Origin of the sequence: Xanthomonas sp. CFBP 8152 (genome assembly GCF_014199025.1) — a bacterium.
Lineage (GTDB): Bacteria > Pseudomonadota > Gammaproteobacteria > Xanthomonadales > Xanthomonadaceae > Xanthomonas > Xanthomonas arboricola_B.
On record NZ_JACHNO010000001.1, the window covers coordinates 1,747,620 to 1,768,947 of the forward strand.

19 protein-coding genes, 1 other RNA gene and 3 pseudogenes are annotated in these 21,328 nt (G+C 64.8%); 11 read left to right on the top strand and 12 right to left on the bottom strand.

Annotated elements, in window-relative coordinates; translation table 11 throughout:
* Window positions 1-128: 128 nt before the first annotated feature.
* The gene (locus FHT09_RS07435) at window positions 129-1,421 is read left to right on the top strand and encodes a nucleotide sugar dehydrogenase (protein ID WP_104604634.1); all 1,293 of its coding nucleotides are present in this window, start codon (window positions 129-131) and stop codon (window positions 1,419-1,421) included.
* Here FHT09_RS07435 and FHT09_RS07440 read toward each other — a convergent pair.
* Both FHT09_RS07440 and FHT09_RS07445 read right to left on the bottom strand, forming a co-directional pair.
* Entirely contained in the window at window positions 1,405-2,664 is a 1,260-nt protein-coding gene (locus FHT09_RS07440) for a TIGR03862 family flavoprotein (RefSeq protein WP_104537331.1), read from the bottom strand. The genes FHT09_RS07435 and FHT09_RS07440 overlap by 17 nt on opposite strands.
* An 11-nt stretch (window positions 2,665-2,675) precedes the next feature.
* Window positions 2,676-3,107, bottom strand: coding sequence for an FKBP-type peptidyl-prolyl cis-trans isomerase (locus tag FHT09_RS07445; protein WP_104537332.1), 432 nt, complete (start codon window positions 3,105-3,107; stop codon window positions 2,676-2,678).
* A gap of 61 nt (window positions 3,108-3,168) precedes the next feature.
* On the opposite strand from FHT09_RS07445, the gene FHT09_RS07450 reads away from it, so the two are divergent.
* From FHT09_RS07450 to FHT09_RS07460, 3 genes are all read left to right on the top strand, one after another.
* Window positions 3,169-3,534 (top strand): DUF6164 family protein, encoded by a 366-nt coding sequence (locus FHT09_RS07450; protein ID WP_104537333.1) that lies wholly within the window; start codon window positions 3,169-3,171, stop codon window positions 3,532-3,534.
* Window positions 3,535-3,569: 35 nt separating this feature from the next.
* A complete protein-coding gene (locus tag FHT09_RS07455; protein WP_104537334.1) occupies window positions 3,570-4,331 on the top strand; it encodes a sulfurtransferase in 762 nt (253 codons plus the stop codon).
* 210 nt (window positions 4,332-4,541) lie between these two features.
* Entirely contained in the window at window positions 4,542-5,189 is a 648-nt protein-coding gene (locus FHT09_RS07460; RefSeq protein ID WP_016904564.1) for a response regulator, read from the top strand.
* A 162-nt stretch (window positions 5,190-5,351) separates the two neighbouring features.
* Here FHT09_RS07460 and FHT09_RS07465 read toward each other — a convergent pair whose 3' ends face one another.
* A complete protein-coding gene (locus FHT09_RS07465; protein ID WP_104604632.1) occupies window positions 5,352-9,098 on the bottom strand; it encodes an Rne/Rng family ribonuclease in 3,747 nt (1,248 codons plus the stop codon).
* 410 nt (window positions 9,099-9,508) lie between these two features.
* Between FHT09_RS07465 and FHT09_RS07470 the strand changes: the two genes are divergently transcribed.
* Complete coding sequence (locus tag FHT09_RS07470) at window positions 9,509-10,495, top strand: RluA family pseudouridine synthase (protein WP_104604630.1); 987 nt, start codon at window positions 9,509-9,511, stop codon at window positions 10,493-10,495.
* A 114-nt stretch (window positions 10,496-10,609) separates the two neighbouring features.
* Here the strand turns inward: FHT09_RS07470 and zupT are convergent, their stop codons facing one another.
* Window positions 10,610-11,428 (bottom strand): zinc transporter ZupT, encoded by an 819-nt coding sequence (zupT, locus tag FHT09_RS07475; RefSeq protein ID WP_104537337.1) that lies wholly within the window; start codon window positions 11,426-11,428, stop codon window positions 10,610-10,612.
* A 328-nt stretch (window positions 11,429-11,756) separates the two neighbouring features.
* Between zupT and FHT09_RS07480 the strand changes: the two genes are divergently transcribed.
* A non-coding RNA gene (locus tag FHT09_RS07480) (sX9 sRNA) lies at window positions 11,757-11,832 on the top strand.
* Between the two features lie 4 nt (window positions 11,833-11,836).
* On the opposite strand, the gene FHT09_RS07485 is transcribed toward FHT09_RS07480, so the two are convergent.
* Window positions 11,837-12,259: an energy transducer TonB gene (locus FHT09_RS07485; RefSeq protein ID WP_104604628.1), complete on the bottom strand. Its 423-nt coding sequence runs from the start codon at window positions 12,257-12,259 to the stop codon at window positions 11,837-11,839.
* Window positions 12,256-12,612 carry a 4a-hydroxytetrahydrobiopterin dehydratase gene (locus tag FHT09_RS07490; protein WP_104537888.1) on the bottom strand — a complete coding sequence of 119 codons (357 nt, stop codon included), beginning with the start codon at window positions 12,610-12,612 and terminating at the stop codon, window positions 12,256-12,258. The genes FHT09_RS07485 and FHT09_RS07490 overlap by 4 nt, the downstream gene beginning before the upstream one ends.
* Before the next feature lie 89 nt (window positions 12,613-12,701).
* On the opposite strand from FHT09_RS07490, the gene FHT09_RS07495 reads away from it, so the two are divergent.
* Both FHT09_RS07495 and FHT09_RS07500 read left to right on the top strand, forming a co-directional pair.
* Window positions 12,702-13,301, top strand: coding sequence for an NfuA family Fe-S biogenesis protein (locus tag FHT09_RS07495; RefSeq protein ID WP_104537339.1), 600 nt, complete (start codon window positions 12,702-12,704; stop codon window positions 13,299-13,301).
* 13 nt (window positions 13,302-13,314) lie between these two features.
* Window positions 13,315-15,123, top strand: coding sequence for a transmembrane repetitive protein (locus tag FHT09_RS07500; protein WP_104604626.1), 1,809 nt, complete (start codon window positions 13,315-13,317; stop codon window positions 15,121-15,123).
* A 452-nt stretch (window positions 15,124-15,575) separates the two neighbouring features.
* On the opposite strand, the gene FHT09_RS07505 is transcribed toward FHT09_RS07500, so the two are convergent.
* Both FHT09_RS07505 and FHT09_RS07510 read right to left on the bottom strand, forming a co-directional pair.
* A complete protein-coding gene (locus tag FHT09_RS07505; RefSeq protein WP_104604624.1) occupies window positions 15,576-15,848 on the bottom strand; it encodes a BPSL0761 family protein in 273 nt (90 codons plus the stop codon).
* 195 nt (window positions 15,849-16,043) lie between these two features.
* Window positions 16,044-16,985, bottom strand: coding sequence for a DNA-binding protein (locus tag FHT09_RS07510; RefSeq protein WP_104604622.1), 942 nt, complete (start codon window positions 16,983-16,985; stop codon window positions 16,044-16,046).
* A 105-nt stretch (window positions 16,986-17,090) separates the two neighbouring features.
* Here FHT09_RS07510 and FHT09_RS07515 point away from each other — a divergent pair, with 105 nt between their 5' ends.
* A complete protein-coding gene (locus FHT09_RS07515) occupies window positions 17,091-18,173 on the top strand; it encodes a site-specific integrase (RefSeq protein ID WP_104604620.1) in 1,083 nt (360 codons plus the stop codon).
* 206 nt (window positions 18,174-18,379) lie between these two features.
* On the opposite strand, the gene FHT09_RS07520 is transcribed toward FHT09_RS07515, so the two are convergent.
* Together FHT09_RS07520 and FHT09_RS07525 are read right to left on the bottom strand one after the other, a co-directional pair.
* A protein-coding gene (locus tag FHT09_RS07520) for an IS3 family transposase (RefSeq protein WP_104604618.1) occupies window positions 18,380-19,488 on the bottom strand; the annotation gives its coding sequence in 2 pieces (ribosomal slippage) (window positions 18,380-19,227 and window positions 19,227-19,488; 1,110 coding nt in all).
* 41 nt (window positions 19,489-19,529) lie between these two features.
* Window positions 19,530-19,730: pseudogene (locus FHT09_RS07525) on the bottom strand (hypothetical protein); the annotation flags it as partial.
* Between the two features lie 3 nt (window positions 19,731-19,733).
* Here FHT09_RS07525 and FHT09_RS07530 point away from each other — a divergent pair.
* Window positions 19,734-19,919: pseudogene (locus tag FHT09_RS07530) on the top strand (Presumed portal vertex protein); the annotation flags it as partial.
* 62 nt (window positions 19,920-19,981) lie between these two features.
* On the opposite strand, the gene FHT09_RS07535 reads toward FHT09_RS07530, so the two are convergent.
* Window positions 19,982-20,254, bottom strand: coding sequence for a hypothetical protein (locus FHT09_RS07535; RefSeq protein ID WP_146096428.1), 273 nt, complete (start codon window positions 20,252-20,254; stop codon window positions 19,982-19,984).
* Between the two features lie 78 nt (window positions 20,255-20,332).
* Here FHT09_RS07535 and FHT09_RS20435 point away from each other — a divergent pair, with 78 nt between their 5' ends.
* Window positions 20,333-20,920, top strand: a complete 588-nt coding sequence (locus FHT09_RS20435) for a hypothetical protein (protein WP_146096427.1) — start codon at window positions 20,333-20,335, stop codon at window positions 20,918-20,920.
* Here the strand turns inward: FHT09_RS20435 and FHT09_RS07545 are convergent.
* Window positions 20,902-21,231 (bottom strand): annotated as a pseudogene (locus FHT09_RS07545) (CPBP family glutamic-type intramembrane protease); the annotation flags it as partial. The gene FHT09_RS20435 and the pseudogene FHT09_RS07545 sit on opposite strands and share 19 nt — an antisense overlap.
* Window positions 21,232-21,328 lie beyond the last annotated feature (97 nt).

A 21,328-nucleotide genomic window follows, 5' to 3' on the forward strand; every position in this document is an offset into this window, starting at 1 on the left:
CTGATTACGCACCGATTGTGAATCGCTGCGTCGCAGGCCTGCCGCACTGATGGCCGAATGGCTGCCTGCGCTATGCTCCCACCGCGCAGGCGCGCAGCAACCGGCTGCGCACGATTGAAGGAAGCCGCATGTCCCGCACCACGCTACTCGCTCCGCTGCAGGCCCGCATCGCCGTGATTGGGTTGGGCTATGTCGGCTTACCGCTGGCCGTTGCATTCGGCGAGCAACGCGATACGTGGGGCTTTGACATCGATGCGCAGCGGGTCGGGCAACTGTGCGACGGCCACGACGCCACGCTGGAGCTGGACGACACCGAGCTGGCTGCCGCCACCCGGTTGCGCTACACCGCGAACGCTGCGGACCTGGCTACATGCAGCATCTTCATCGTCACCGTGCCGACGCCGATCGACAGCTTCGAGCAGCCCGACCTGGAACCGCTGCGCGGTGCCACCACGCTGATCGCCGCTGCGCTCAAGCCCGGCGACCTGGTGATCTACGAATCCACCGTCTATCCGGGCACCACCGAAGAAGTCTGCGTGCCCTTGCTCGAAGCCGCATCGGGGCTGCGTTTCAACGACGACTTTTTCTGTGGCTACAGCCCCGAGCGTGTCAATCCGGGTGACCGCCAGCGGCGTCTGCGCGATATCCGCAAGATCACGTCAGGCTCCACCGCAGAAGCCGCCGATGCGGTCGACGCGTTGTACACCAGCATCATCACCGCCGGCACCTGGCGGGCGCCGTCGATGCGCGTGGCCGAGGCCGCCAAGGTGGTGGAAAACATCCAGCGCGACGTCAATATCGCGCTGGTCAACGAGCTGGCCTTGATCTTCGACAAGCTGCGCATCGACACGCTGGATGTGCTGGAGGCTGCAGGAACCAAGTGGAATTTCCTGCCGTTCCGTCCCGGCCTGGTCGGTGGTCACTGCATCGGGGTGGATCCGTATTACCTGATGCACAAGTCCGAAAGCGTGGGCTATCACCCGGACCTGATCCACACCGCGCGCCAGGTCAACAATCGCGTCGGCCGGCACGTGGCCGAGCGCGTCTGCGGCATGCTGGCCACGCGTGGTGTGGTGCTCGCGCAGGCCAGGGTGCTGGTGCTGGGCGCCACCTTCAAGGAGAACTGCCCGGACCTGCGCAACAGCCGAGCGCTGGAGCTGGTGCAGCTGCTGCAAGCCGCGGGCGTGCAGGTCGACACCTGCGACCCGTGGGCCGACCCTGCAGAAGCGCTGCATCATGCCGGCGTGCAGTTGTGCGAGGTTGCGGACGAAGGCGCGTATGACGCCGTTGTGCTGGCAGTCGCGCATGCGCAGTACCGCGACTACGACACCCGGCGCATCGCAGCCCTGGGCAAACCGGGTGCGGTGATTTACGACGTCAAATCGGTGTGGCCGCGCGAGGCGGTCAGCGATCGTCTGTAGCGCGGCCGTTCTGCTGCAACCACTGCACCGCGCCATGCGCGGCGCGTAATCCGCTGGCGAAGCAGGCGGTCAGCAGATAGCCGCCGGTCGGCGCTTCCCAGTCGAGCATCTCGCCGGCGCAGAACACGCCAGGCTGGGAGCGCGCCATCAGCTGCGCATCCAGCGCCTCCAGCTGCACGCCACCGGCCGAGCTGATCGCCTCGGCAAGCGGTCGCGCCCGCAACAGGCGTAACGGCAAGCGTTTGAGCGTACGCGCCAGCAGCGCGAGATCGCTGCCCGCCTGTTTGCCGAGATGTTCGTAGAGCAAGGCGGCCTTGACGCCGTCGATACCCACCTGCCGGCGCAGATGCTCGCTGAAACTGCGTCCCTTGCGCGGTTTTTCCAGTTCGGCGCTGACGCGTTCCAGCGAGCGTCCCGGAAGCAGGTCCAGGCCAAGCTCTGCGACGCCATCGGCATCGATCTGCGCGCGCAGATCCGCAGCCAGCGCATAGATCAGGCTGCCCTCGATGCCGGTGGACGTCGCAACGCACTCGCCCTGCAACTGCTGCGGTGTGCCGCTGCCATCCTGCCAGTGCGCGACCACGGGCTTGAGCGGCGCACCGGCATGCCGCTGCACAAAATGCGTGCTCCAGGCGATGTCGAAGCCGCAGTTGGCCGGCACCAGCGGCGCCACCGCAATGCCGCGTTCCTGCAGCACGCCTTGCCAGAGACCATCGGAGCCGAGCTGCGGCCAGCTGCCGCCACCGAGCGCCAGCACCACGGCATCTGCGGTGCGTTCGACATCACCGGTGGGCGAATGGAAACGCAGCGCACCGTCATCGCCCCAGCCAAGCCAGCGATGCTGCACATGAAACGCGACGCCTTGTTCCTTGAGTCGGCGCACCCAGCCGCGCAGCAGCGGCGCGGCCTTGCGATCCATCGGGAACACGCGCCCCGAGCTGCCGACATAGGTCTCCACGCCCAGATCGCGCGCCCAGGCGCGCAGCGCGTCCGCATCGAACTGCTGCAGCCACGATGCGACGGCCTCGCTGCGCTCGCGATAGCGCTGCGCAAACAACGGCATCGGATCGGAGTGGGTGAGGTTCAAGCCACCCTTGCCGGCGATCAGGAACTTGCGCCCCACCGAACCCTTGGCTTCGTACAGGTCGACCGCAAGGCCCGCCGCACATGCCGCCTCTGCCGCCATCAGCCCGGCCGGCCCACCACCGATGACGGCCAGCCGCCGCTTGCTCGCATCCGTCATTGCTCAGACCTTCAGCGCGGCTGCACGCCGAGCAATTCCACATCGAACACCAGCGATGCGCCGGGCGGGATCACCCCGCCTGCGCCATTGTCGCCATAGCCGTACGCGGGCGGAATCATCAAGCTGCGCTTGCCGCCCACGCGCATGCCGGCCACGCCTTCGTCCCAGCCGCGGATCACCTGATGGCCGCCCAGCACGAACTGGAACGGCTCGGCGCGGTCGAGCGAGCTGTCGAACTTCTTGCCGTGCTTGTCGGCGGCTTTTTCGTCGTACAGCCAGCCGGTGTAGTGCACGGTGACCATCGCGCCCGCTGTGGCTTCGGCACCGGTGCCGACCTTGCGGTCGATTCGCTCGAACGTGGCGATGGTGCCGCCGGACGGCGGCAGGGCAGGCGCACAGCCCGCGAGCAGCAGGGCAGCACAAAGCGTCAACAGAAGGCGCATGGGGTGGTCCAGCAAAGAGAGTGCGCCATTATCGCACCTGGCTCCCGGTATCATCGCGCCCATGGCCAAGCTGCTGCTCAATCTGCGCAATGTTCCCGATGACGAAGCCGACGAGGTGCGGGCGCTGATGCGCGAGCATCTGGTGCAGATCTACGAAACCCGGCCCAGCAACTGGGGCATCTCCGCCGGCGGTATCTGGCTCAGCGACGATGCCGATTACCCGCGCGCCAAGGCGCTGATGGACGCGTATCAGGCCCGGCGTGGCGCCCTCGCGCGAGCGCAACACCGGGATGCGCTCGCTGCCGGCACGGCCGAAACCTTCGGCGCGCTGCTGCGCAAGCGGCCGCTGTTCGTGATCGCCACGTTGGTCGGCATGCTGGTTGTCGCCTCGCTGGTCCTGTTGCCGTTCCTGCTGTTGCGCGGCTGATCGCACCTGCGGCCGCATCGGCTTAAAATGGCCGCATGATCACCAATACCGCTGCCTACCAATTCGTCACCATCCAGGACCCGCAGTCGCTCGCCGACAGCGTCCTGGCACACGCCGGGCAGCAAGCCTTAAAAGGATCGGTGCTGGTGGCCGAAGAGGGGATCAACCTGTTTCTGGCCGGCGAAGCCGAGCAGATCGACGCCTTCTATGCGTGGCTGCAGGCCGATGCGCGCTTTGCGCAGATGCGCGTCAAGTACAGCCTGAGCGCGCTGCAGCCGTTCGCGCGGCTCAAGGTGAAGGTCAAGCCGGAGATCATCAGCTTTCGCCGCGACGATGCCTCGCCGCTGCAGAGCCGTGCGCCGGCGGTGACGCCTGCCACGCTGCGCGAATGGATACGGGCAGGGCACGACGATCGTGGCCGCCCGCTGGTGCTGCTGGACACGCGCAATGCCCAGGAAGTGGCGTACGGCACGTTCCAGGGCGCGTTGACGCTGCCGATCGACAAGTTCACCGACTTGCCGGCTGCGCTGGAAGCACATCGCGCGGCGTTGGCCGACGCCACCGTGGTGAGCTTCTGCACCGGAGGCATTCGTTGCGAGAAAGCTGCGCTATGGATGCAGGCCGACGGCATGGACAACGTGCTGCAGCTCGAGGGCGGCATCCTCGGCTATTTCGAAGAAGTCGGCGGCGAAGGCTACGACGGCCGCTGCTTCGTGTTCGACGAACGCGTTGCACTGGATGCGCAATTGCGGCCGTTGGTGGACGGCGCGCCCAGTACCGAAGCAGGAAAAATCTGACCGAGCGCGCGTGAATTGCCCGATGTTCGCGTATCTGGAGCGCTCGCATCATCCGGTCATGCCGCGATAGCGCATCCAATGCCTACCACGACACGTGGCAGCAGGGTGCTTTCGCGCTCTGACTCAGACGTAATACGTTGCATCGAGCTTGCCCTGAATTATTCACGGAGATAGGCTGCACCAGCCAGCCGCACAGCGAGGACAACAAGGATGACCATCAGAGTTTTTCTGATCGACGATCATGCACTCGTGCGTACCGGCATGAAGATGATCCTGTCCAAGGAAGTGGACATCGATGTGGTGGGAGAAGCGGAGAGCGGGGAGGCGGCCTTGCCGCAAATTCGTCAGCTCAAGCCCGAGATCGTGCTGTGCGATCTGCACCTGCCCGGTGTCAGCGGTCTGGAGATCACCGAGCGCATCGTCAAAGGCGATTACGGCACCCGCGTCATCATCGTGTCGGTGCTGGAAGATGGCCCATTGCCCAAGCGCCTGCTCGAAGCCGGTGCATCGGGGTATGTCGGCAAGGGCGGCGATGCGCAGGAACTGCTACGTGCAGTACGCGAAGTCGCACTGGGCCGGCGCTATCTCGGCAACACCATTGCGCAGAATCTGGCCCTGTCCAACCTGGAAGGGGGCAGCTCGCCCTTCGACGCGCTATCGCCGCGCGAGCTGGAGGTCGCGCTGTTGCTGACCCAGGGCCTGCGCCAGGAAGACATCGCCAAGCGCCTGAACCTCAGTGCCAAGACCATCAACACGCACAAGGCGCGACTGTTCGAGAAGGTCGGCATCCAGGACAACATTGCATTGGCGCGTCTGGCCAATCAGTACGGCCTGACCGATCCGGCGCGTACCTTGTAAGCCACGCCCTCGGGTTCGATCTTGCAGATGCAGCAGTCAGAACCTGGTCATCCAGTAGCGGCATGACACTGCCGCACACAAAAACAAGGCGGCCCGAAGGCCGCCTTGTTTGACACTACCCGCCTGTATTCACTCAGGCGGGTTCAACCGGCTGGGAAACGATCAGTGATCGCCACGCGGCTTGTTGATGTCGTCCTGCTGCTCCTGCGCGTCATCGCCACTGCGCGCTGCATCTGCCGGCTTCGTTGCCTCGGATACGACGACCGTCTGCTTCGGCTTGTCGGCAGTCTGCTCGTTGGCGTCTGCAGACAGCGCGGGCGCGACCGCTGCCGGCCGCTCGGGCGCCTTGTACGGCACCGGCGCTTCGGCCTGCGGCGGTGTCGCAGCCGTAGTCGCTGCTGTTGCGTCGGCCGGAGCGAAGGCGTCAAGCAGCGTGGTCTGCACCGGAGCGTAGGGCTCGCGCGCCGGCGCAGCGTTGGCAGACGGCGAGGTCTGCGGCACCGTGGTGGTGGACGTCGCAGCAACATCGGCTGCCGGGCTTGCCGGCGCTGACGGCTCGGCATGCGGCGGCTTGGATGTCACGACGTCCGCCTGCGCGCTGGAAGGCGCAGCAGCGAGCGGCTTGGGCACACTGACAGCTGCCGGCGCTGCGTCGGTTTTCACCGTATCAGCTCGCGTTGCCGCCGCGGTGGCAACCGGTGCTGCCTGTTCCTGCCGAGCAATTGCAGGCGCTGCAATGTCGGCAGATGCCGACGGCACCGGCGTCGACTGCACAGCCGGCTCGGGCGAACGCACGGCCGAAGGAGCAGCACGCTCGACCGGCCGAGCTGCAGGAGCCGCGGCTGGCGTTGCGACCGGAGCCGAGGCGGCAACCGGTGTAGAGGCAGCGGATGGAGTCGCAGCGGCAACCGGCGCCTGAGCCGGCGAGGTGGCCGATTGCTGCGCAACATCCGGAGCCTGAGGCGCTTGCGAAGCCGTCGGCGCAGCGGCAGAAGCCTGCGCAGCCGCTGCCGATGCAGCTGGCGCCGTGGTGCTGGCCGATGCGGTGGTTGCAACTGGTGCCGAAGAAGCCGCCGGTGATGCATCGCCACGTGCCTGCTCGACTGCGGTGACTGCCGGAGTCGCAGCCTGCTGCTCGAACGACGGGGTGGCATTGGAAACCGGCGCCGTGGTCGACGCCGTGTCGGCCGCCAGCGGCGCTTCCGCCCGTTCCTTCGGCACCGGGCGCGGCTTCACTGCGGCCGGGGTGTTGGATTCCGGCTTGGCGCGTGCCGATACCGCCGGCGTGCTCGCGTCGTCGTCGAAGTCGAACTCCGGTTGACCGGCGCGCGGGGCAGCCGACGTGTGGGCTTGCGCACCGGCATCGTCGCTCTCGTTGTCGCCATCGAGATCGCTCTCGGCATCGCCGTCCAGATCGTCCGTCTCCAGACCATCGACGCCAGTCCCGCCTTCACCGTTTGCGCCAGCGCCGCGACGGCGACGACGGCCACCGCGACGACCGCGACGACGACGGCTGCCGCCTTCGCCATTTGCCGCATCATCGCCTGCGGCCTCCGGTGCCTGGCCCTCAGCATTTGCGTCGGTGCCGCGATCGGCCTGCGACTCGGTCACGATGACCTCGACCGGGTGCGCCGGAGTGACCGCAGCTGCCGCAGCCTGCGTTGCCGGTGCTGCGGTGTCGGCAATCGTCGCGACCACGGTTGCAGTCGTTGCGGTTGCAGCGGTGGACGTCAGCGTCTGCGCCGAGGCAGTGCCTTCGTCCTGACGCGCAGGGCGCTGCTGCCGCTCGGACGGCGCGCCGTCCTGCGGCTGGGCAGCTGCACGCGGCGGGCGCGGTGGCTGGTTCTGCGGCTTCTGCTTCTGCTGCTGGGCCTGCTGCGGCTGCTTGGCTTGTTGCTGTGCCTCGCTGCGCGGCGGCTTGGGCACCTGCACCTGCTGCGCCTGACCGCCGTTTTGCGCAGCCTGCCCATTGGCCGGCTGGCGACGCTCGTCACGACGCTCCTTGTTGGCGCCATTGCCGTTGCCGCCATTGCCGCGGTGCTGATTGCCGCCGTTGCCACCATTGCGGGCATCACGGCCGTCGCGACGCTGGCCGCCGCGATCGCTACGCTCGTTGCGGTTGCTGCGGCCGGCATCGTTCTGACGCGGACGCTGGGTCGACTCGGGCGCAGGCGCAACCGGCTCGACGCCACCGAAGATGCGCTTCAGCCAGCCGACCACGCCGGTCACCGGCGCGGGAAGCGGCAGTGGCGCGACCGGAGCCGGTGCAGGTGCTGCTGCGGCGACCGGGGCAGGGGCCTCTTCCCGCAGCGGAGCCGGCTGGCTCGGCTTGATCGAGGTCACTGCCGGCGCAGCGGGGATGTTCAACTGTGCCTTGGTCAGCGCGTGCACCGGCAACTTGCGCGGGGTGCCGCGCTGGTAGCTCGGCTTGCCGCTGTCTTCGCCCAGCTCGTTCTCACGCAGACGCGTGACTTCGTAGTGCGGGGTGTGCAGCTGTTCGTCGGCGACGATGATGATCGGCGACTCGTGGCGCTGTTCGATCTCACGCAGCGCGCTGCGCTTTTCGTTGAGCAGATAGTTGGCGATCTCCACCGGGGCCTGGACCAGCACCTGTCCGGTGTTTTCCTTCATGGCGTGCTCTTCGGCCACGCGGATGATCGACAGCGACAGCGACTCGACGCTGCGCATGCGGCCATGGCCGTCGCAACGCGGACACACGATCTGGCTGGATTCGCCCAGGCTCGGACGCAGACGCTGGCGGCTCATTTCCATCAGGCCGAAGCGCGAGATGCGGCCCAGCTGCACGCGTGCGCGGTCGTACTTGAGCGCGTTCTGCAGCTTGTTTTCGACTTCGCGCTGGTGCTTGGTCGAGGCCATGTCGATGAAGTCGATCACCACCAGACCACCCAGGTCGCGCAGGCGCAACTGGCGGGCCACTTCCTCGGCCGCTTCCAGATTGGTCTGGAAGGCGGTTTCTTCGATGTCGCTGCCCTTGGTGGCGCGCGAGGAGTTCACGTCCACGGCGGTCAGCGCTTCGGTCTGGTCGACCACGATCGAGCCGCCAGAGGGCAGACGCACGTTGCGCTCGTAGGCGCCTTCGATCTGCGATTCGATCTGGAAGCGGTTGAACAGCGGGATGTCGTCGGTGTAGTGCTTGAGCTTGCGCAGGCTCTGCGGCATCACCTGCTGCATGAACTCCTGGGCGTCGGCATACAGCTCCGGCGTATCGACCAGGATTTCGCCGATGTCGGCGCGCAGGTAGTCGCGCAGGGCGCGGATGATCAGGCGCGATTCCTGGTAGATCAGGAACGCGGCCGGCTTGCTCAGCGCCGCCTCGGCGATCGCCTTCCAGGTCTGCAGCAGATAGTCCAGATCCCACTGCAGTTCTTCGGCGTCACGGCCGACACCGGCGGTGCGGATGATCACTCCCATGTCGTCGGGGATGTCGAGCTTGTCCAGCGCTTCCTTCAGCGCGGCACGGTCCTCGCCTTCGATCCGGCGCGAGACGCCACCGGCGCTGGGCGAATTGGGCATCAGCACCATGTAGCGGCCGGCCAGCGAGATGAACGTGGTAAGGGCGGCGCCCTTGTTGCCACGTTCTTCCTTGTCGACCTGCACCACGATTTCCTGACCCTCGCGCAGTAGCTCGCGGATGGTCGACTTGTTGTGGTCGACGCCAGCCTGGAAATAATCGCGGGAGATTTCCTTCAGCGGCAGGAAGCCATGGCGCTCGGCGCCATAGTCCACGAACGCCGCCTCCAGGGAGGGCTCGAGCCGGGTGATACGGCCCTTGTAGATGTTGGACTTCTTTTGTTCCTTGGACGGCTGTTCGATGTCGATGTCGTACAGGGTCTGGCCGTCCACAATCGCCACGCGCAGCTCTTCGGCCTGCGTTGCGTTGATCAGCATTCGCTTCATTGTTGCGTTCCTCTCGCGCTCTACCGCGCGGAACGCCGTGACGTTTCGCCTCTGGAACAGCTTGTCGGCCCTTCGCGCAACGCGCGGACAGGCCTGACCAGGGTTTCCAGCGCTACAACACCACGGCAGGCCGCGGGAGCGCTTGTCTTAAGTTTTATAGGTGTTTCAGGGCCGGCAGCCGCGTCCGGACGGACCGGGGCAGCGCACGGGACATGTTCAGCGCGACGGTTGGAAACCGCCGGCGATGGCCGGGTAGGCCGGTGAGCCGCTAACATGGCCGCCCCGGGGGCGGTGGTCGCGCACTGTGCCGGAATCATCGGAAGGCAGGCTTCTGGCCAATCAACTTCCAACGAAATCAAACCCTTATCTCGCTCGCCGAGTGTAACAGAATAAAGAGCCGGATGACCGACCACCAGCCCCCCAAGCCGCCCACCGACCGTGTGGGTGTGCGCATTCTCAAAGTTCCGGAAGACCGTGCTGGGCAGCGGCTGGACAATTTCCTGCTCGGTCAGCTCAAGGGCGCGCCGCGCAGCCTGATCTACAAGCTGGTGCGCAGCGGCCAGGTGCGGGTGAATGGCGGGCGGGCCAAGGCCGAGCGCAAGCTCGAGGGCGGCGAGGAAGTGCGGATTCCGCCGGTGCGCGTTGCCGAAGAGGGCGACAAGGCGGCGCCACCGTCGTCGTTCCTGGCGCGGCTGGAAGCGGCGATCGTGTTCGAAGACGCGCGCCTGCTGGCGCTCAACAAACCGTCCGGGGTCGCCAGCCATGGCGGCAGCGGGATCAGCTTCGGCGCCATCGAAACCCTGCGCGCCCTGCGACCGAACCAGACCCTGGAACTGGTGCACCGGCTCGACCGCGATACCTCCGGCCTGCTGATCGTGGCGAAGAAGCGTTCGGCGCTGACCGAACTGCAGGCCTTGATGCGGGAGGACGACCGTGTCGACGGTCGCGGCATCACCAAGCGCTATCTGACCCTGCTGGTCGGCCGCATGCCGGACGGCGTAATGACGGTCGATGCGCCGCTGCATATCGGGCTGCGCCAGGGCGGCGAGCGGCATGTGCAGGTCAATGCGATCGGCAAGCCCTCGCTGAGCCACTTCAAGCTGCTGGAGCGACGCGGCGGGCACTCCTATTGCGAAGTCCGCATCGAAACCGGCCGCACCCACCAGATCCGCGTGCACGCCCAGCACCTGGGGCACCCGGTGGCTGGCGACGACAAGTATGGCGAAGCGGAGGTCAATAAGCGCCTGCGCGACCAGCTCGGCCTGAAGCGCCTGTTCCTGCACGCCGCTTCGCTGGAATTCACGCTGGATGCCGGCAAGACGCCCTATGTGCTGAGCGCACCGCTGGCGCCGGAGCTGGCCGAGGCATTGGACCGGCTGGGGCGCTAAGGCCGCCGTTGCGCTGCGGCGACGCTTCCATTCCGATTGAAGCCGCCAGGACGTTGCCGGCGTACCCGGGCGGTGCTGGCGTCGTCGTGTCGGCGGCCGCGGCTCGGCCGGGCGCTACGGCGTGGCGAAGCGGAACAACACCAGGCTGATCGCCAGCGTGCCCATGCCGGCCACCAGGCCATAGACCGTCTCGTGGCCCTGCGCGTAGCGCTTGGCCGCCGGCAACAACTCGTCCAGCGCCAGGAACACCATCACCCCGGAAATCAGGCCGAAGACCGTGCCGAACACCGCTTCGGACAGCACGCTGGACAAGGCCAGGTAGCCGATGCCGGCGCCGATCGGCTCGGCCAGTCCACTGAGCAGGCTGGCGCCGAAGGCATAGAACTTGTTGCGCGTGGCGAAGTACACCGGCACCGCAATGGCGATGCCCTCGGGAATGTTGTGGATGGCGATGGCGAACGCGAGCGGCATGCCGACTGCGGGGCTTTCCAGTGTGGCGAAGAAGGTCGCCAGGCCCTCGGGGAAGTTGTGCGCGGTGATGGCGATGGCAGTCATCAGGCCGACCCGGCGGATATAGGCACGGTTGTCGTCGCGGAACAGCGGATCGTCGCTGGACAGGCTCTGGTGCGGGTTGGGCACCAGGCGGTCGATCACCATGATCAACAGCATGCCGGCCAGAAACGCCAGCGTGCCGAAGGTGAAGCCGAGCTTGTCGTTGTAGGCGATGGAAAACGAGGCGATCGACTTGTTGAGAATCTCCGACAGCGACACGTACACCATCGCGCCGCCCGCGAATGCCAGCCCGAACGCCAGCAGGCGCGGGTTGGGCTTCTTGGAGAACACGACCATCAGACTGCCGAGTCCGGTCGCCAGGCCAGCGGCCAGCGTGACCGCAAATGCGGTCCAGACATTGTGGGATGACACTTCGAGCATGTGACGCACGACCTCGTGGAATAGAACCTACCCGGCAGGGAGCGTGGCGACTGCTGCTGCGCACTCTGTGCATCACCACACTGCGGCTGCAGGATGGCCATGGGTGGATGACGAACGCGTGGTATCTGGCGCGACAACCACGGCAAGTGCACGCTGCCACCACCGAGCACACTGGTACCTGGAATTGATGCGGGCTGTTCGTCGCGCCCAGCGCTGCGCGCCGGCGAGTTGCCGCGGCCGCTCTTCGCGCAATGCGTCGGAGGCGGCTTAGAGCGGCTTAAAAACTACCGCGACGCCGTCAGTTGGCGCGGCCGGTGCTCGGAACGGCGTGTACCACTCGTGCATTCCGGCTCCTGTGCGCTGTCCGCACCCGGCTGACGACCGCTCGCTACATTTTGTTAGCCGCTCTTATCCGCCCCGACGCGCACGCTCTTCGATGGCGAAGCATTCGTCCGGGCGCGGCACCGGCGGCTTGAACGCGACCGGCACCTGGATCGTCTGCGGCACTGCCTGGCCATTGCGCGTGGCGGCTCGGAATTTCCACTCGTGCACGCGTTTTTGCGCTGCTTCGTCCAGCACCGGCTGACCGCTGCTTTGCGATACCGAGACCTCGGTCGGGGTGCCTTCGACACCGACCACAACCCGAAGCACGGAGGTGCCGCCGATGCCGGCACAGGCCAGCTGCGGCGAGTATTCCGGCGGCGGGGTCTTCAAGGCGGCCAGTTCGGTCGGTGCCACCGCCGGTGCGGCAGGCTGCTGCGACGACTTGCCACATCCGCTGATGCCGACGGCAATGAACAGGCCGGCGAGGGCAGCGCGAGACAGGGTCATGGGGTGGCTCCTTGATCGTAAAGCTGGGCGGCCTTGGCGGCACAGATGAAGTCGTTTTCGCTCAATCCGCCGACGTCGTGGGTGGAATAGCGCACCACCACGCGGTCGTAATGTACGCCCAGGTCGGGGTGGTGGTCCTCGCGGTGGGCGATCCAGGCCAGCGCATTGACGAAGGCCAGCGTGCGGTAATAGTCGGCAAAGCGGAATGTGCGGGTAATTGCCGTGCCCACTTCGGCCAGCTCCCAGCCCGGCACCTGCGGCAGCAATTCAGCCAGGCGTGCGTCGCCGAGCTTGTGGTCGCTGCCCTTGCGCGGCAGGCAATGGGCGTGCTCCAGGGGAATCAGATCGGTCATGACGGTCTCGCAGGGGTGGCGGACGGCGCGTTCACTCAGGATCACGGTGTTCCATGAGCGCAGGCGCATTGAGCGGTAGAATAACCCGCATGATCCAGATATCCGACAAAGCGCAAAGCTATTTCCGCAAGCTCATCGAACGCGAAGGCGTGCCTGGCATGGGCGTGCGCCTGAGCGCAGTGGATGCGGGCACCCCGCGTGCCGACGCCCGGCTGGAATTCGCCGAACCGGCGGATCTGAGCGGCGACGAGTGGGCGATCGACTGCGACGGCTTCACCTTGTATATCGTCGCCGCCAGCGTGCCCTGGGTGGATGGCGCCGAGATCGACTACGTCACCCAGTCCACCGGCAACCAGCAGCTCACCATCAAGGCGCCCAAGATCAAGGGCGAAGCGCCGGCCGATTCCGCATCGATGGTGGAGCGCGTGCGCTGGGTGGTGGAGAACGAGATCAACCCGCAACTGGCATCGCATGGAGGCCGTGTGGCAGTGCAGGAGGTCTCGGCAGAGGGGGTCGTGCTGCTGCGCTTCGGTGGCGGTTGCCATGGCTGCGGCATGGCCGATGTGACCTTGAAGCAGGGCATCGAGAAGACCCTGATGGGGCGCGTGCCCGGCGTGATTGCGGTGCGCGACGCGACCGACCACGCCACCGGCGACGCGCCGTATATCCCGCGCGACAGCGCGGCCTGATTCCGCGCCACCGGTGACCACGGCCGCCGATCTGCTGCAGGCACTGCGCGCGCGCATGCCAGGCAAGCTCATCCTGGATCGGCGTACCGGTCTGCCTTACGGCTGGGCAACCTGGATGAGCAGCCGCATCGGGCCGGCGGCTGCGTTCGACGATGACCAGGTGATGGGCGTGCTGCTGGCACGGTCAGCGCCGCCTGCAGGTGCTGGCATGGCGTTGCTGTTGTCGCCGTTCCAGGCATTTCGCAGCCTGTGGTGGCAGCACTGGGAGCCGCGGCCGAAAGACCAGCGACCGCAACACTGGCTGGCGCTGCTCGGCAGCCTGTTGATCCACCTTGGCTTCATCGCACTGCTGATCTGGGTCGTCACGGTGCGCTGGGCGCCGGATGACACCAAGACCGGCGACGAATCGCGGGTGCGCATGACCTTCATCGGCGACGGTGCGGCAGAGCAGGGCGGTGGGCAAGGGCAGCCCGCTGACGCTGCGCAGGCCGCCTCGGACGATGCGGCTTCGGCGCCGTCGTCCGGTGCATCCGCTGCGACCGGCAGGCCAAACGCATCGAGCGCCGCGCCGCCGGAGCCTGCGCCTGTCGAGTCCGTCAATCCTTCTTCAAGCGCTCCCCAGGCCCAGGACATTGCGCCGGAACCAGTGGCCGCCGCTGCCAGCGAACCGGTGGCGCCGGAGGTACCACGCGTCACCGTGCAGGTGCCGCCGGTCACGATCGAATCGCCGCTGCAGGTCACCGAAACACCGGTGGCTACGAACGACTTCGTCGTACCGCCACCGCCGACGATTACGGCGGCTCCGCGTCCGGTCGAGCCGGTGGCGCCGCAGATCGAGGTGCGCCAGCGCGACATCCAGACCGTGACCGAGCAGCCGCAACTGCGCGAATTGCAGCGTCCCGCAGCAACCGTCGCGATGCGCGCTGCCAACGCACCGACGGTGCGCGAGCGGGAAATCGTCGTACCGGACCGGCCCCAGGTCGTTGCGCCATCGGTGCGCAGCCGCGAGATCACACCGACGGTGCGCATGCCTGACGTGGCCATTCGAACGGCTGAGTTGCCAAACGTACCGGATCCGGCACCCAAGCCGGCACCGGCCGCGTCAGCCCAGCAGACGCCGGCGACTCCAGCGCCGACGCCGTCGACGTCGGTAGCTGCAGCAACGCAACCATCAGCGGCCTCCACGCAGCCCAATCAGGCACAGGCGAATTCGACGCGATCGGCGCAACCCAGCAGCACCACGGCGGCAGCCGCATCCGCAGCCAGGTCGGCGGCCAGCAATGCCGGCCCGGCACCGGCAGACCGCAGGGGCGGCTGGGATGTTGCGTCCAATGCAGACGATTGGAGCAAATCCGACCGTCATCGCAGCGGCGAAACCACAGGCGCCAATGGAGCGCGCAACGGCATGTTCAACGCAGACGGCAGCGTTCACGTCGCCGCCGGAGCCGGCGATGCCGGCAACGGCGCCGGCGACCGCGGACCGCCAGGCAGCGAAACGGACACCTGGACCCGCGACCAGATCGCCCAGGGCGGCACCTGGCTCAAGCGTCCGCCGTACGGCTACACGCCGACCTCGCTGGACAAATACTGGATGCCGAACCAGTCGCTGCTGCAGGAATGGGTACGGCGCGGCCTGAAGAAGATCGAGATCCCGATCCCGGGCACGACCACCAAGATCAGTTGTGTGGTGTCGCTGCTGCAGTTCGGCGGCGGCTGCGGCCTGAGCGACCCAAACCTCAACGATCAGCCGGCAACAGCCAGACCGCCACCGGATGTGCCGTTCAAACGGGAGCTGCAGGAAGACAATGGGGCTGTGAGGTAGCTGGCCCTTAGGCTGGTTCTGACATAATATACATTATGCGAAATCAGCTCTTGGGGCAGCTCGGGCGCGGCTCCGCTGGATCTGGCTCTGGATCAAATCTTGCCTGCCCAACCGTTCCCCTCGCGAAACGGAACTCGCAGCATTGTTTGCCGACAATAAATCGCCCCACTGGCAGCCAGCATATGCCCCAACTGGCCCCAACAAATGCCCCAACGTCGATAAGCGGCCAACAAATCGCCTCGTTCTCGTGGCGCTACCAACAAGCTGCCCCAAATTCGACGACAGGGCCCCATGTATCGACCGCATCGTCTTGGTGGCGATTAGCCTTCGCGGCCGAAGTCGGTGGGGCCAGCGCGGGCATTGAGCCAGTTGCTTATCCAGGCATTCGTTGCTCTAGACGCCCCCGTGACGCTGACACTGCAGGTGATTGCCTGTAAGGACATGTACATCGCTCAAATCCGGTGAGGACCTTTGGGGTAACTGCGGAACCAGTCATGCTCGAACTGCGAGGTCAAGTAAGGCCGCACAAACGACGATTGGGTAAGGTCCCGCAATCGCTCCTCATGCTGGGCGATGGCTTCAACATCACTGAGTGTTGGGTAGTGACGCAACAGCCGATAGGCTTCCTGGCGCACAGACTTGGGGACGGCTTGGTTGCCGGCGAGTTCCTTGAGAAACGCTCCGGCTTGAAGCAGGTTACGAGTGCGCTCGTCAGGCAGGGTCATGTGATTGCTCACCAAAGCTAAGGAATTCTTAGCGTAACGCTTAGCCCTTCTCTCGTTCCAGGGGCGATTGTACGCCCCGCCGCTTTGGTCACTGGCACGTGGTATTGGCGACCTACGCCTTAATGGCGCGCCGCATTTGACTGCACAAACCACTAGATGTGGTCCTAGGTAACGCGGCACGGCGCTTACTGGGCATCAGGTAACCGTCTTACTGCGATCTCGCTTAGACCGTTCGGTTTTTGGGCGCTTGGGTGGACTCCGTCCCACATGTTGCTGCCACGCTGCTTCGAGTGCTGCCGGCAGATCATTCAATTTGACGAGTTGTGCCTCAAGTGCATCGGCGCGTGCCTGCTGAATCGTCACGCTTTGGCGGAGCTCTGAAACATCGCCTTGCGCGTGTTCTAGCGCTTCCTCAAGTCGGCGCTTATCCAGCGCTGCTTCTCGCTGGCTGGCAGCTAGCTGCTGCTTGGCCTGCTTGGATTCCTGACGCGCATGATCGATCTCCGCATGTGCCCGGTCTTCAGTGGCGCGCATATGCTGGGTCAAGGTGTCGCGCTCGGCACGCGCTGCATCCTGCAACTCCTGGAGTTGGGCCCGTAACATTTCATTGGCGCTTTCTGCGCCGAGGGCGCGTAAAGCTGAAGCGTCACGCTGCTGGCTAAGTTCGGCCAGCTGACGCTGCAGCTGCTCGACAAAGCGCTCCAACTCGGACGTCCGTGCGGCGGCGAGTTGTTCGGCTTGCTGAGCAGCGTGGGTTACGCTTTCTAGCCGGGCAAGCTCGGCCTGCATAGCGTGCCGGTCTCGCTCCAACGTTTCTCGGGCGTCTAAGAGGGATGCACGATCAGAAGCCATTGCTTCATCGGCCTGCACTCGGGCGTGGTCCAGCGCCAATGTCCACCACTGCCCTGCCAGGGCCGCGACGGCTTCAGGCATGTTGGCCGTTGTGATCCGGACCTGACGGTCCGTTGCCAAGCGAGGCCCCAAACCTTGCCACCAAGTCTCCAGCCAGCGCACAACTGTGTTTGGTGACCCTGTACCCAGATAGGCGCGGATACGCTCAACCGTAGGTCGTTCGCCATCTGCAACAAGTGCATCAGCAGCGTCGTGCACGTCGGATTCTGTGATGCCTCTGCCCATTGGAATTGCCTCCCGTACTGGCGCCCTGCCCCGCAGTTGACGTACTCACGATAAGTGATGATTATCGCTAGTACGCGCCCTATTTCATATCGTACATTACGTACTATGAAGAAAAATTCCACCTTTCCAGCTGCAACTCCGACTACCTCGAGCTTGGTGTTGCCCGAGCAACTCGCTCAAAGGGCTGCCGACGCGGTCCGCGAGCTGCTCGCCGAAGCCGCAGCCGCAAACACCACCCGCAGCTACGCGACCGCGTTGCGCTACTGGGCTGGATGGCACCAAGCGCGTTTCGGCATTGAGCTGGCGCTGCCGGCCAGTGAGACTGCCGTAATCCAGTTCCTGGTCGACCACATCCAGCGCAGAGGCAAGTCGGGTCTGGTTTCGGAGCTGCCGCCAGGCATTGACCAGGCCCTTGTTGCTGCAGGTCTTAAGGCCAAGATTGGTCCTTTGAAGCTCTCGACGGTCATCCAACGGGTCGCGGTCCTGTCCACGGCGCATCGGCTCAAGCGTCTCCACAACCCGTGCGAGCTGCCCAGTGTGCGCATGCTGTTGAGCCGGGGACGCCGGGCAGCGGTAAAGCGCGGCGAGCGCCCGACTAAAAAGACTGCGATCACGCGAACCGAGCTCGAGGCTATGTTGGCAACTTGTGACAGCAGCCTTGAGGGCATCCGTGACCGCGCCCTCCTCTGCTTTGGGTTTGCCAGTGGCGGCCGCCGGCGCAGCGAGATCGCCGCTGCTGACATGCGGGATCTGCGGAGGACTGGCGACAGCGGCTACATCTATCGGCTGGAGTTCTCAAAGACCCAGCAGGCGGGAGTCACGGTGGATTCGACGCCGGACAAGCCGATCCTTGGACGCAGCGCCGAGGCACTCGCTACGTGGCTGCAGGCCGCGCAAATCAATGAGGGGGCGATCTTCCGGCGGATCTGGAAGGGACGGGTCGGCCCTGCCCTGCTCCCCGGCTCAGTGGCTACCATCGTGAAGCGCCGGGCTCGGTTGGCGGGCTTGGACGGGAACTTTGGGGCGCACAGCTTGCGCTCCGGCTTCGTGACCGAGGCCGGCAAGCAAGGTGTGCCGCTACCGGCTGTGATGGCGATGACCGAACACCGGTCGGTGGCGAGCGTGATTGGGTACTTCCAAGCCGGAGCAGCGGAAGACAATCCAGCTGCTCGCCTATTGAAGTCATGACGGCTTTCGGCCATCAGCAGGCACTGACAACAGGCTTGGCCGATGACTCAGGATCGGCTGGATCTTACCAATGTCTGCCAGAGCGCAGTGACCCCAATACCTGGGCTCCGACCCATATGGTCCCGCTGCGCGCCGACGAAGGAATGAATTAAGCTCTTTTCAGCTTTTGGGGGAAAGGGATGCTGGGAGTGTCGACTCCCCGCAATTCAGTGCCAGCTAAAACTAGAGGTCTGCGGTTGATGTTGCTCACGGAACTCGGCGGGCGTTAGCCCGCCCAGGCTGTCGTGCGGGATCTGCTGGTTGTAGTCGGCCAGCCAGTGTTCGGTCTGCTCGCGAACCTCGCTCAGCGTGCGGAAGAGATGCATGTCCAGCACGCCGCGCCGGTAGCTGCCGTTGAAGCGTTCGATGAAACCGTTTTGCATCGGCCGTCCCGGCTCAATGAAATCCAATGCGATGCCTTTGCGCTCGGCCCACTCGGCCAAGGCCAGCGCGACAAACTCCGGTCCGTTGTCTAAACGAAGCTTGGCGGGATAGCCGCGCCAGGCTGCGATGCGTTCCAAGGTGCGGATGACGCGGGCGGCCGGAAGATTCAAGTCCACTTCGATCGCCAAGGCTTCCCGGCTGAAATCGTCGATGACATTGAACGTGCGGAAACGCCGACCATCCCACAGCGCGTCGGACATGAAGTCGATCGACCATCCAGCATTGGGGCGTGCTCCGCATGTCAGCGGTTGTGGATAACGGGTCGGGACCCGGCGCCTGCTGCGGCGACGTTGATTGAGTTTCATCAAGCAGTACACGCGCCAGACCCTCTTGTGATTCCACACATGTCCGCGACGGCGGATGATCTGAAAGAGCTTTCCAAAACCACGCTCAGGAAAACGCTCGGCCAATTCGGACAACAGCGCAACGACCTCCTCATCCCGGTCGGGACGACGCCGATAGCGCGCTGTCGAGCGAGCCACGCCAACGACCACACAGGCCCGGCGCTCGCTCAAGCCATGCTGCTCGATGAGCCAGGCAAGAAGCGGGCGTTTGTGCGCCGGGTCTACAGCTTTTTTGCGATGACATCCTTCAGTGCATGGTTTTCCATGGCGAGCTCGGCGTACATGCGTTTGAGCTTGCTGTGCTCGGTCTCCAGGTCGCGAAGGCGCTGCACGTCAGCAGCCTCCATGCCGCCGTACTTGGACTTCCAGACGTAGTACGTCGCATCGGAAATACCCAGCTCACGGCACACATCCTTGACCTGCCGACCGCCCTCGACCTGCTTCAGCGTGGCGACAATCTGGCTCTCGGTGAACTTGCTCTTGCGCATCGTTGGTCTCCTTGGGGGCTAGTGTGCCCGGAGACCTCTAGTTATGGATGGATCAATTTTACGGGAGGCTGACAGGAGCATGCGAGTAAAACTTCAGGAGGGGCACGCTGCGTGCGCGCGACGCGATCGCTGTGGCCTTCGGGCACGCGTCTGGTACGCACGTTTCCCAGATTGATCTTGCGGCCGACGCCAAGCATGTCGTTGCCATTGTCGGCCAGGACGTCCAAGCCGTTGTCTTGCCATTTCTGCGCATCCCACCGCAGCTCATGGGTAACGTGTCGCACAACGCCGGCGGCTTCGGGTCGATCCGCGAAGCCGCCGCCGGTTGGGCTGCCGACGAGCTGGAGCCACTGCAGGCGCGCATGGTGAAGATCAACGGCTGGGTGGACGACGAGGTGATCGCCTCCACCCCTATGCGCTTCCTGCATTAACCTGGCCCTGGAACTGCTATCCGCACTAGCCAGATGCGCGTCGGGCAACTCATACATAACTGTCAAGGTTTACTGCAGATTCGCTCGCCATTGTCCTTGGTCAACGGCTGCTGCTGACGCCGACCATTGGGAGCCGTGCCTTCATAAACCGCACAGTTCGTAGCATCCCACTCAATGCGTGCATCTTTGTACTGATACTGTGTTTGAGCACGCTCAAAGGCTTTGACCTCCGCACTGGGCAGACCGCCATCGTCGATTTTATGTTCCTTGGTGACGGGAGTGCCCGTGCACGCAGCAAGTGAAAGCGCAAGAGCCGACAAGATACCTAGCTTCATAACCACTCCAGTTTGGAAGTTGACTTTGGTGTAGATGGGGGGCGACCTGTTACCGAGGAAGACTGTAAACAGGTCAACATGAAATTCGCGTGCGAGGGATATTACCGGCAGATTCTTCTTGTATCTGGCCGAATCACATTGGAGTGGGATATCAGTCGGGGCGGCAAGAGCAACATGCCGCTGGCTCGTCGCGCGCCTGTGCCGCCTGATGTCATCCGTGAGTCGGCACGCAAAATTGATAAGCATCACTTGACCGGCAAGCTTACCGAGTTGATACGGCAGCTCATACGAGCTGCGAGCCAGGAAGGCGCGCGCTTGACCCGTCCGCAGGCCAGGGCGCTCCATTCGGCGGCCGACATGGAGAGCTATTCACGGGCTGGTATAGAGGTGACTCGACACTGCGCGGCTGGCCAGGGAATGGCTGGAAATCTCGAGAAAAAAGCCCCGCTGAAGAGCGGAACCCTTTTTAGCGTAGGCATTGGTGCGGCTGCTCGCTCCGTCGTTTCGCACTGCTGGGCACGCAAGGAAAATCGTGACAAACCTTATGCCGTGTCCCGTTGCAACGAGCTGGGAAAGCCGAAGTGCTTGGCTGCTGAAACTTGGCCGTATGTGCGCGCGCTATCGTCGCGCCGTCATGCTTGCGGTCTTCATTGCCTGGCGAACTGACCCCGGCGCCAGGCCAGCCAGACCGTCGTGATCCCGACTGCAAGGCAGATCAACATGCCGGGAAGCGAGGCTTCCGGGCCGAACGCACCACCGGTGAGCCATTCTGGCATTGCGGTATTGGGCGTGCTCCGTGCAAGTGCCGGCCCAAGCGCCGTGCCGGACACCGCAGCGCCAAACACGTAGCCCTGGGTAAAATTCCATGCAATATGTGCGCCGATCGAAACCCAGATGCGCCCTGTGAGGGCGTAAAACGCGCCCAACATCACGCCGGCTTCCAACGCGATGCAGATCGCAGCAAACACGGTTGCGTGCGCGACGTCCACCCAATTTTGAGTAGCGCCTCAGTTTGGAGTCCAATTCCCTACCCCGAGGAGATTGGACGTGAAGAAACGTTTTACTGACGAGCAG

Bases quoted from the DNA above. Each gene is read 5' to 3' on its own strand.
- FHT09_RS07435 (WP_104604634.1), top strand. From the start codon at position 129: ATGTCCCGCACCACGCTACTCGCTCCGCTGCAGGCCCGCATCGCCGTG.
- FHT09_RS07440 (WP_104537331.1), bottom strand. From the start codon at position 2,664: ATGACGGATGCGAGCAAGCGGCGGCTGGCCGTCATCGGTGGTGGGCCG.
- FHT09_RS07445 (WP_104537332.1), bottom strand. From the start codon at position 3,107: ATGCGCCTTCTGTTGACGCTTTGTGCTGCCCTGCTGCTCGCGGGCTGT.
- FHT09_RS07450 (WP_104537333.1), top strand. From the start codon at position 3,169: ATGGCCAAGCTGCTGCTCAATCTGCGCAATGTTCCCGATGACGAAGCC.
- FHT09_RS07455 (WP_104537334.1), top strand. From the start codon at position 3,570: ATGATCACCAATACCGCTGCCTACCAATTCGTCACCATCCAGGACCCG.
- FHT09_RS07460 (WP_016904564.1), top strand. From the start codon at position 4,542: ATGACCATCAGAGTTTTTCTGATCGACGATCATGCACTCGTGCGTACC.
- FHT09_RS07465 (WP_104604632.1), bottom strand. From the start codon at position 9,098: ATGCTGATCAACGCAACGCAGGCCGAAGAGCTGCGCGTGGCGATTGTG.
- FHT09_RS07470 (WP_104604630.1), top strand. From the start codon at position 9,509: ATGACCGACCACCAGCCCCCCAAGCCGCCCACCGACCGTGTGGGTGTG.
- zupT (WP_104537337.1), bottom strand. From the start codon at position 11,428: ATGCTCGAAGTGTCATCCCACAATGTCTGGACCGCATTTGCGGTCACG.
- FHT09_RS07485 (WP_104604628.1), bottom strand. From the start codon at position 12,259: ATGACCCTGTCTCGCGCTGCCCTCGCCGGCCTGTTCATTGCCGTCGGC.
- FHT09_RS07490 (WP_104537888.1), bottom strand. From the start codon at position 12,612: ATGACCGATCTGATTCCCCTGGAGCACGCCCATTGCCTGCCGCGCAAG.
- FHT09_RS07495 (WP_104537339.1), top strand. From the start codon at position 12,702: ATGATCCAGATATCCGACAAAGCGCAAAGCTATTTCCGCAAGCTCATC.
- FHT09_RS07505 (WP_104604624.1), bottom strand. From the start codon at position 15,848: ATGACCCTGCCTGACGAGCGCACTCGTAACCTGCTTCAAGCCGGAGCG.
- FHT09_RS07510 (WP_104604622.1), bottom strand. From the start codon at position 16,985: ATGGGCAGAGGCATCACAGAATCCGACGTGCACGACGCTGCTGATGCA.
- FHT09_RS07515 (WP_104604620.1), top strand. From the start codon at position 17,091: ATGAAGAAAAATTCCACCTTTCCAGCTGCAACTCCGACTACCTCGAGC.
- FHT09_RS07535 (WP_146096428.1), bottom strand. From the start codon at position 20,254: ATGAAGCTAGGTATCTTGTCGGCTCTTGCGCTTTCACTTGCTGCGTGC.
- FHT09_RS20435 (WP_146096427.1), top strand. From the start codon at position 20,333: ATGAAATTCGCGTGCGAGGGATATTACCGGCAGATTCTTCTTGTATCT.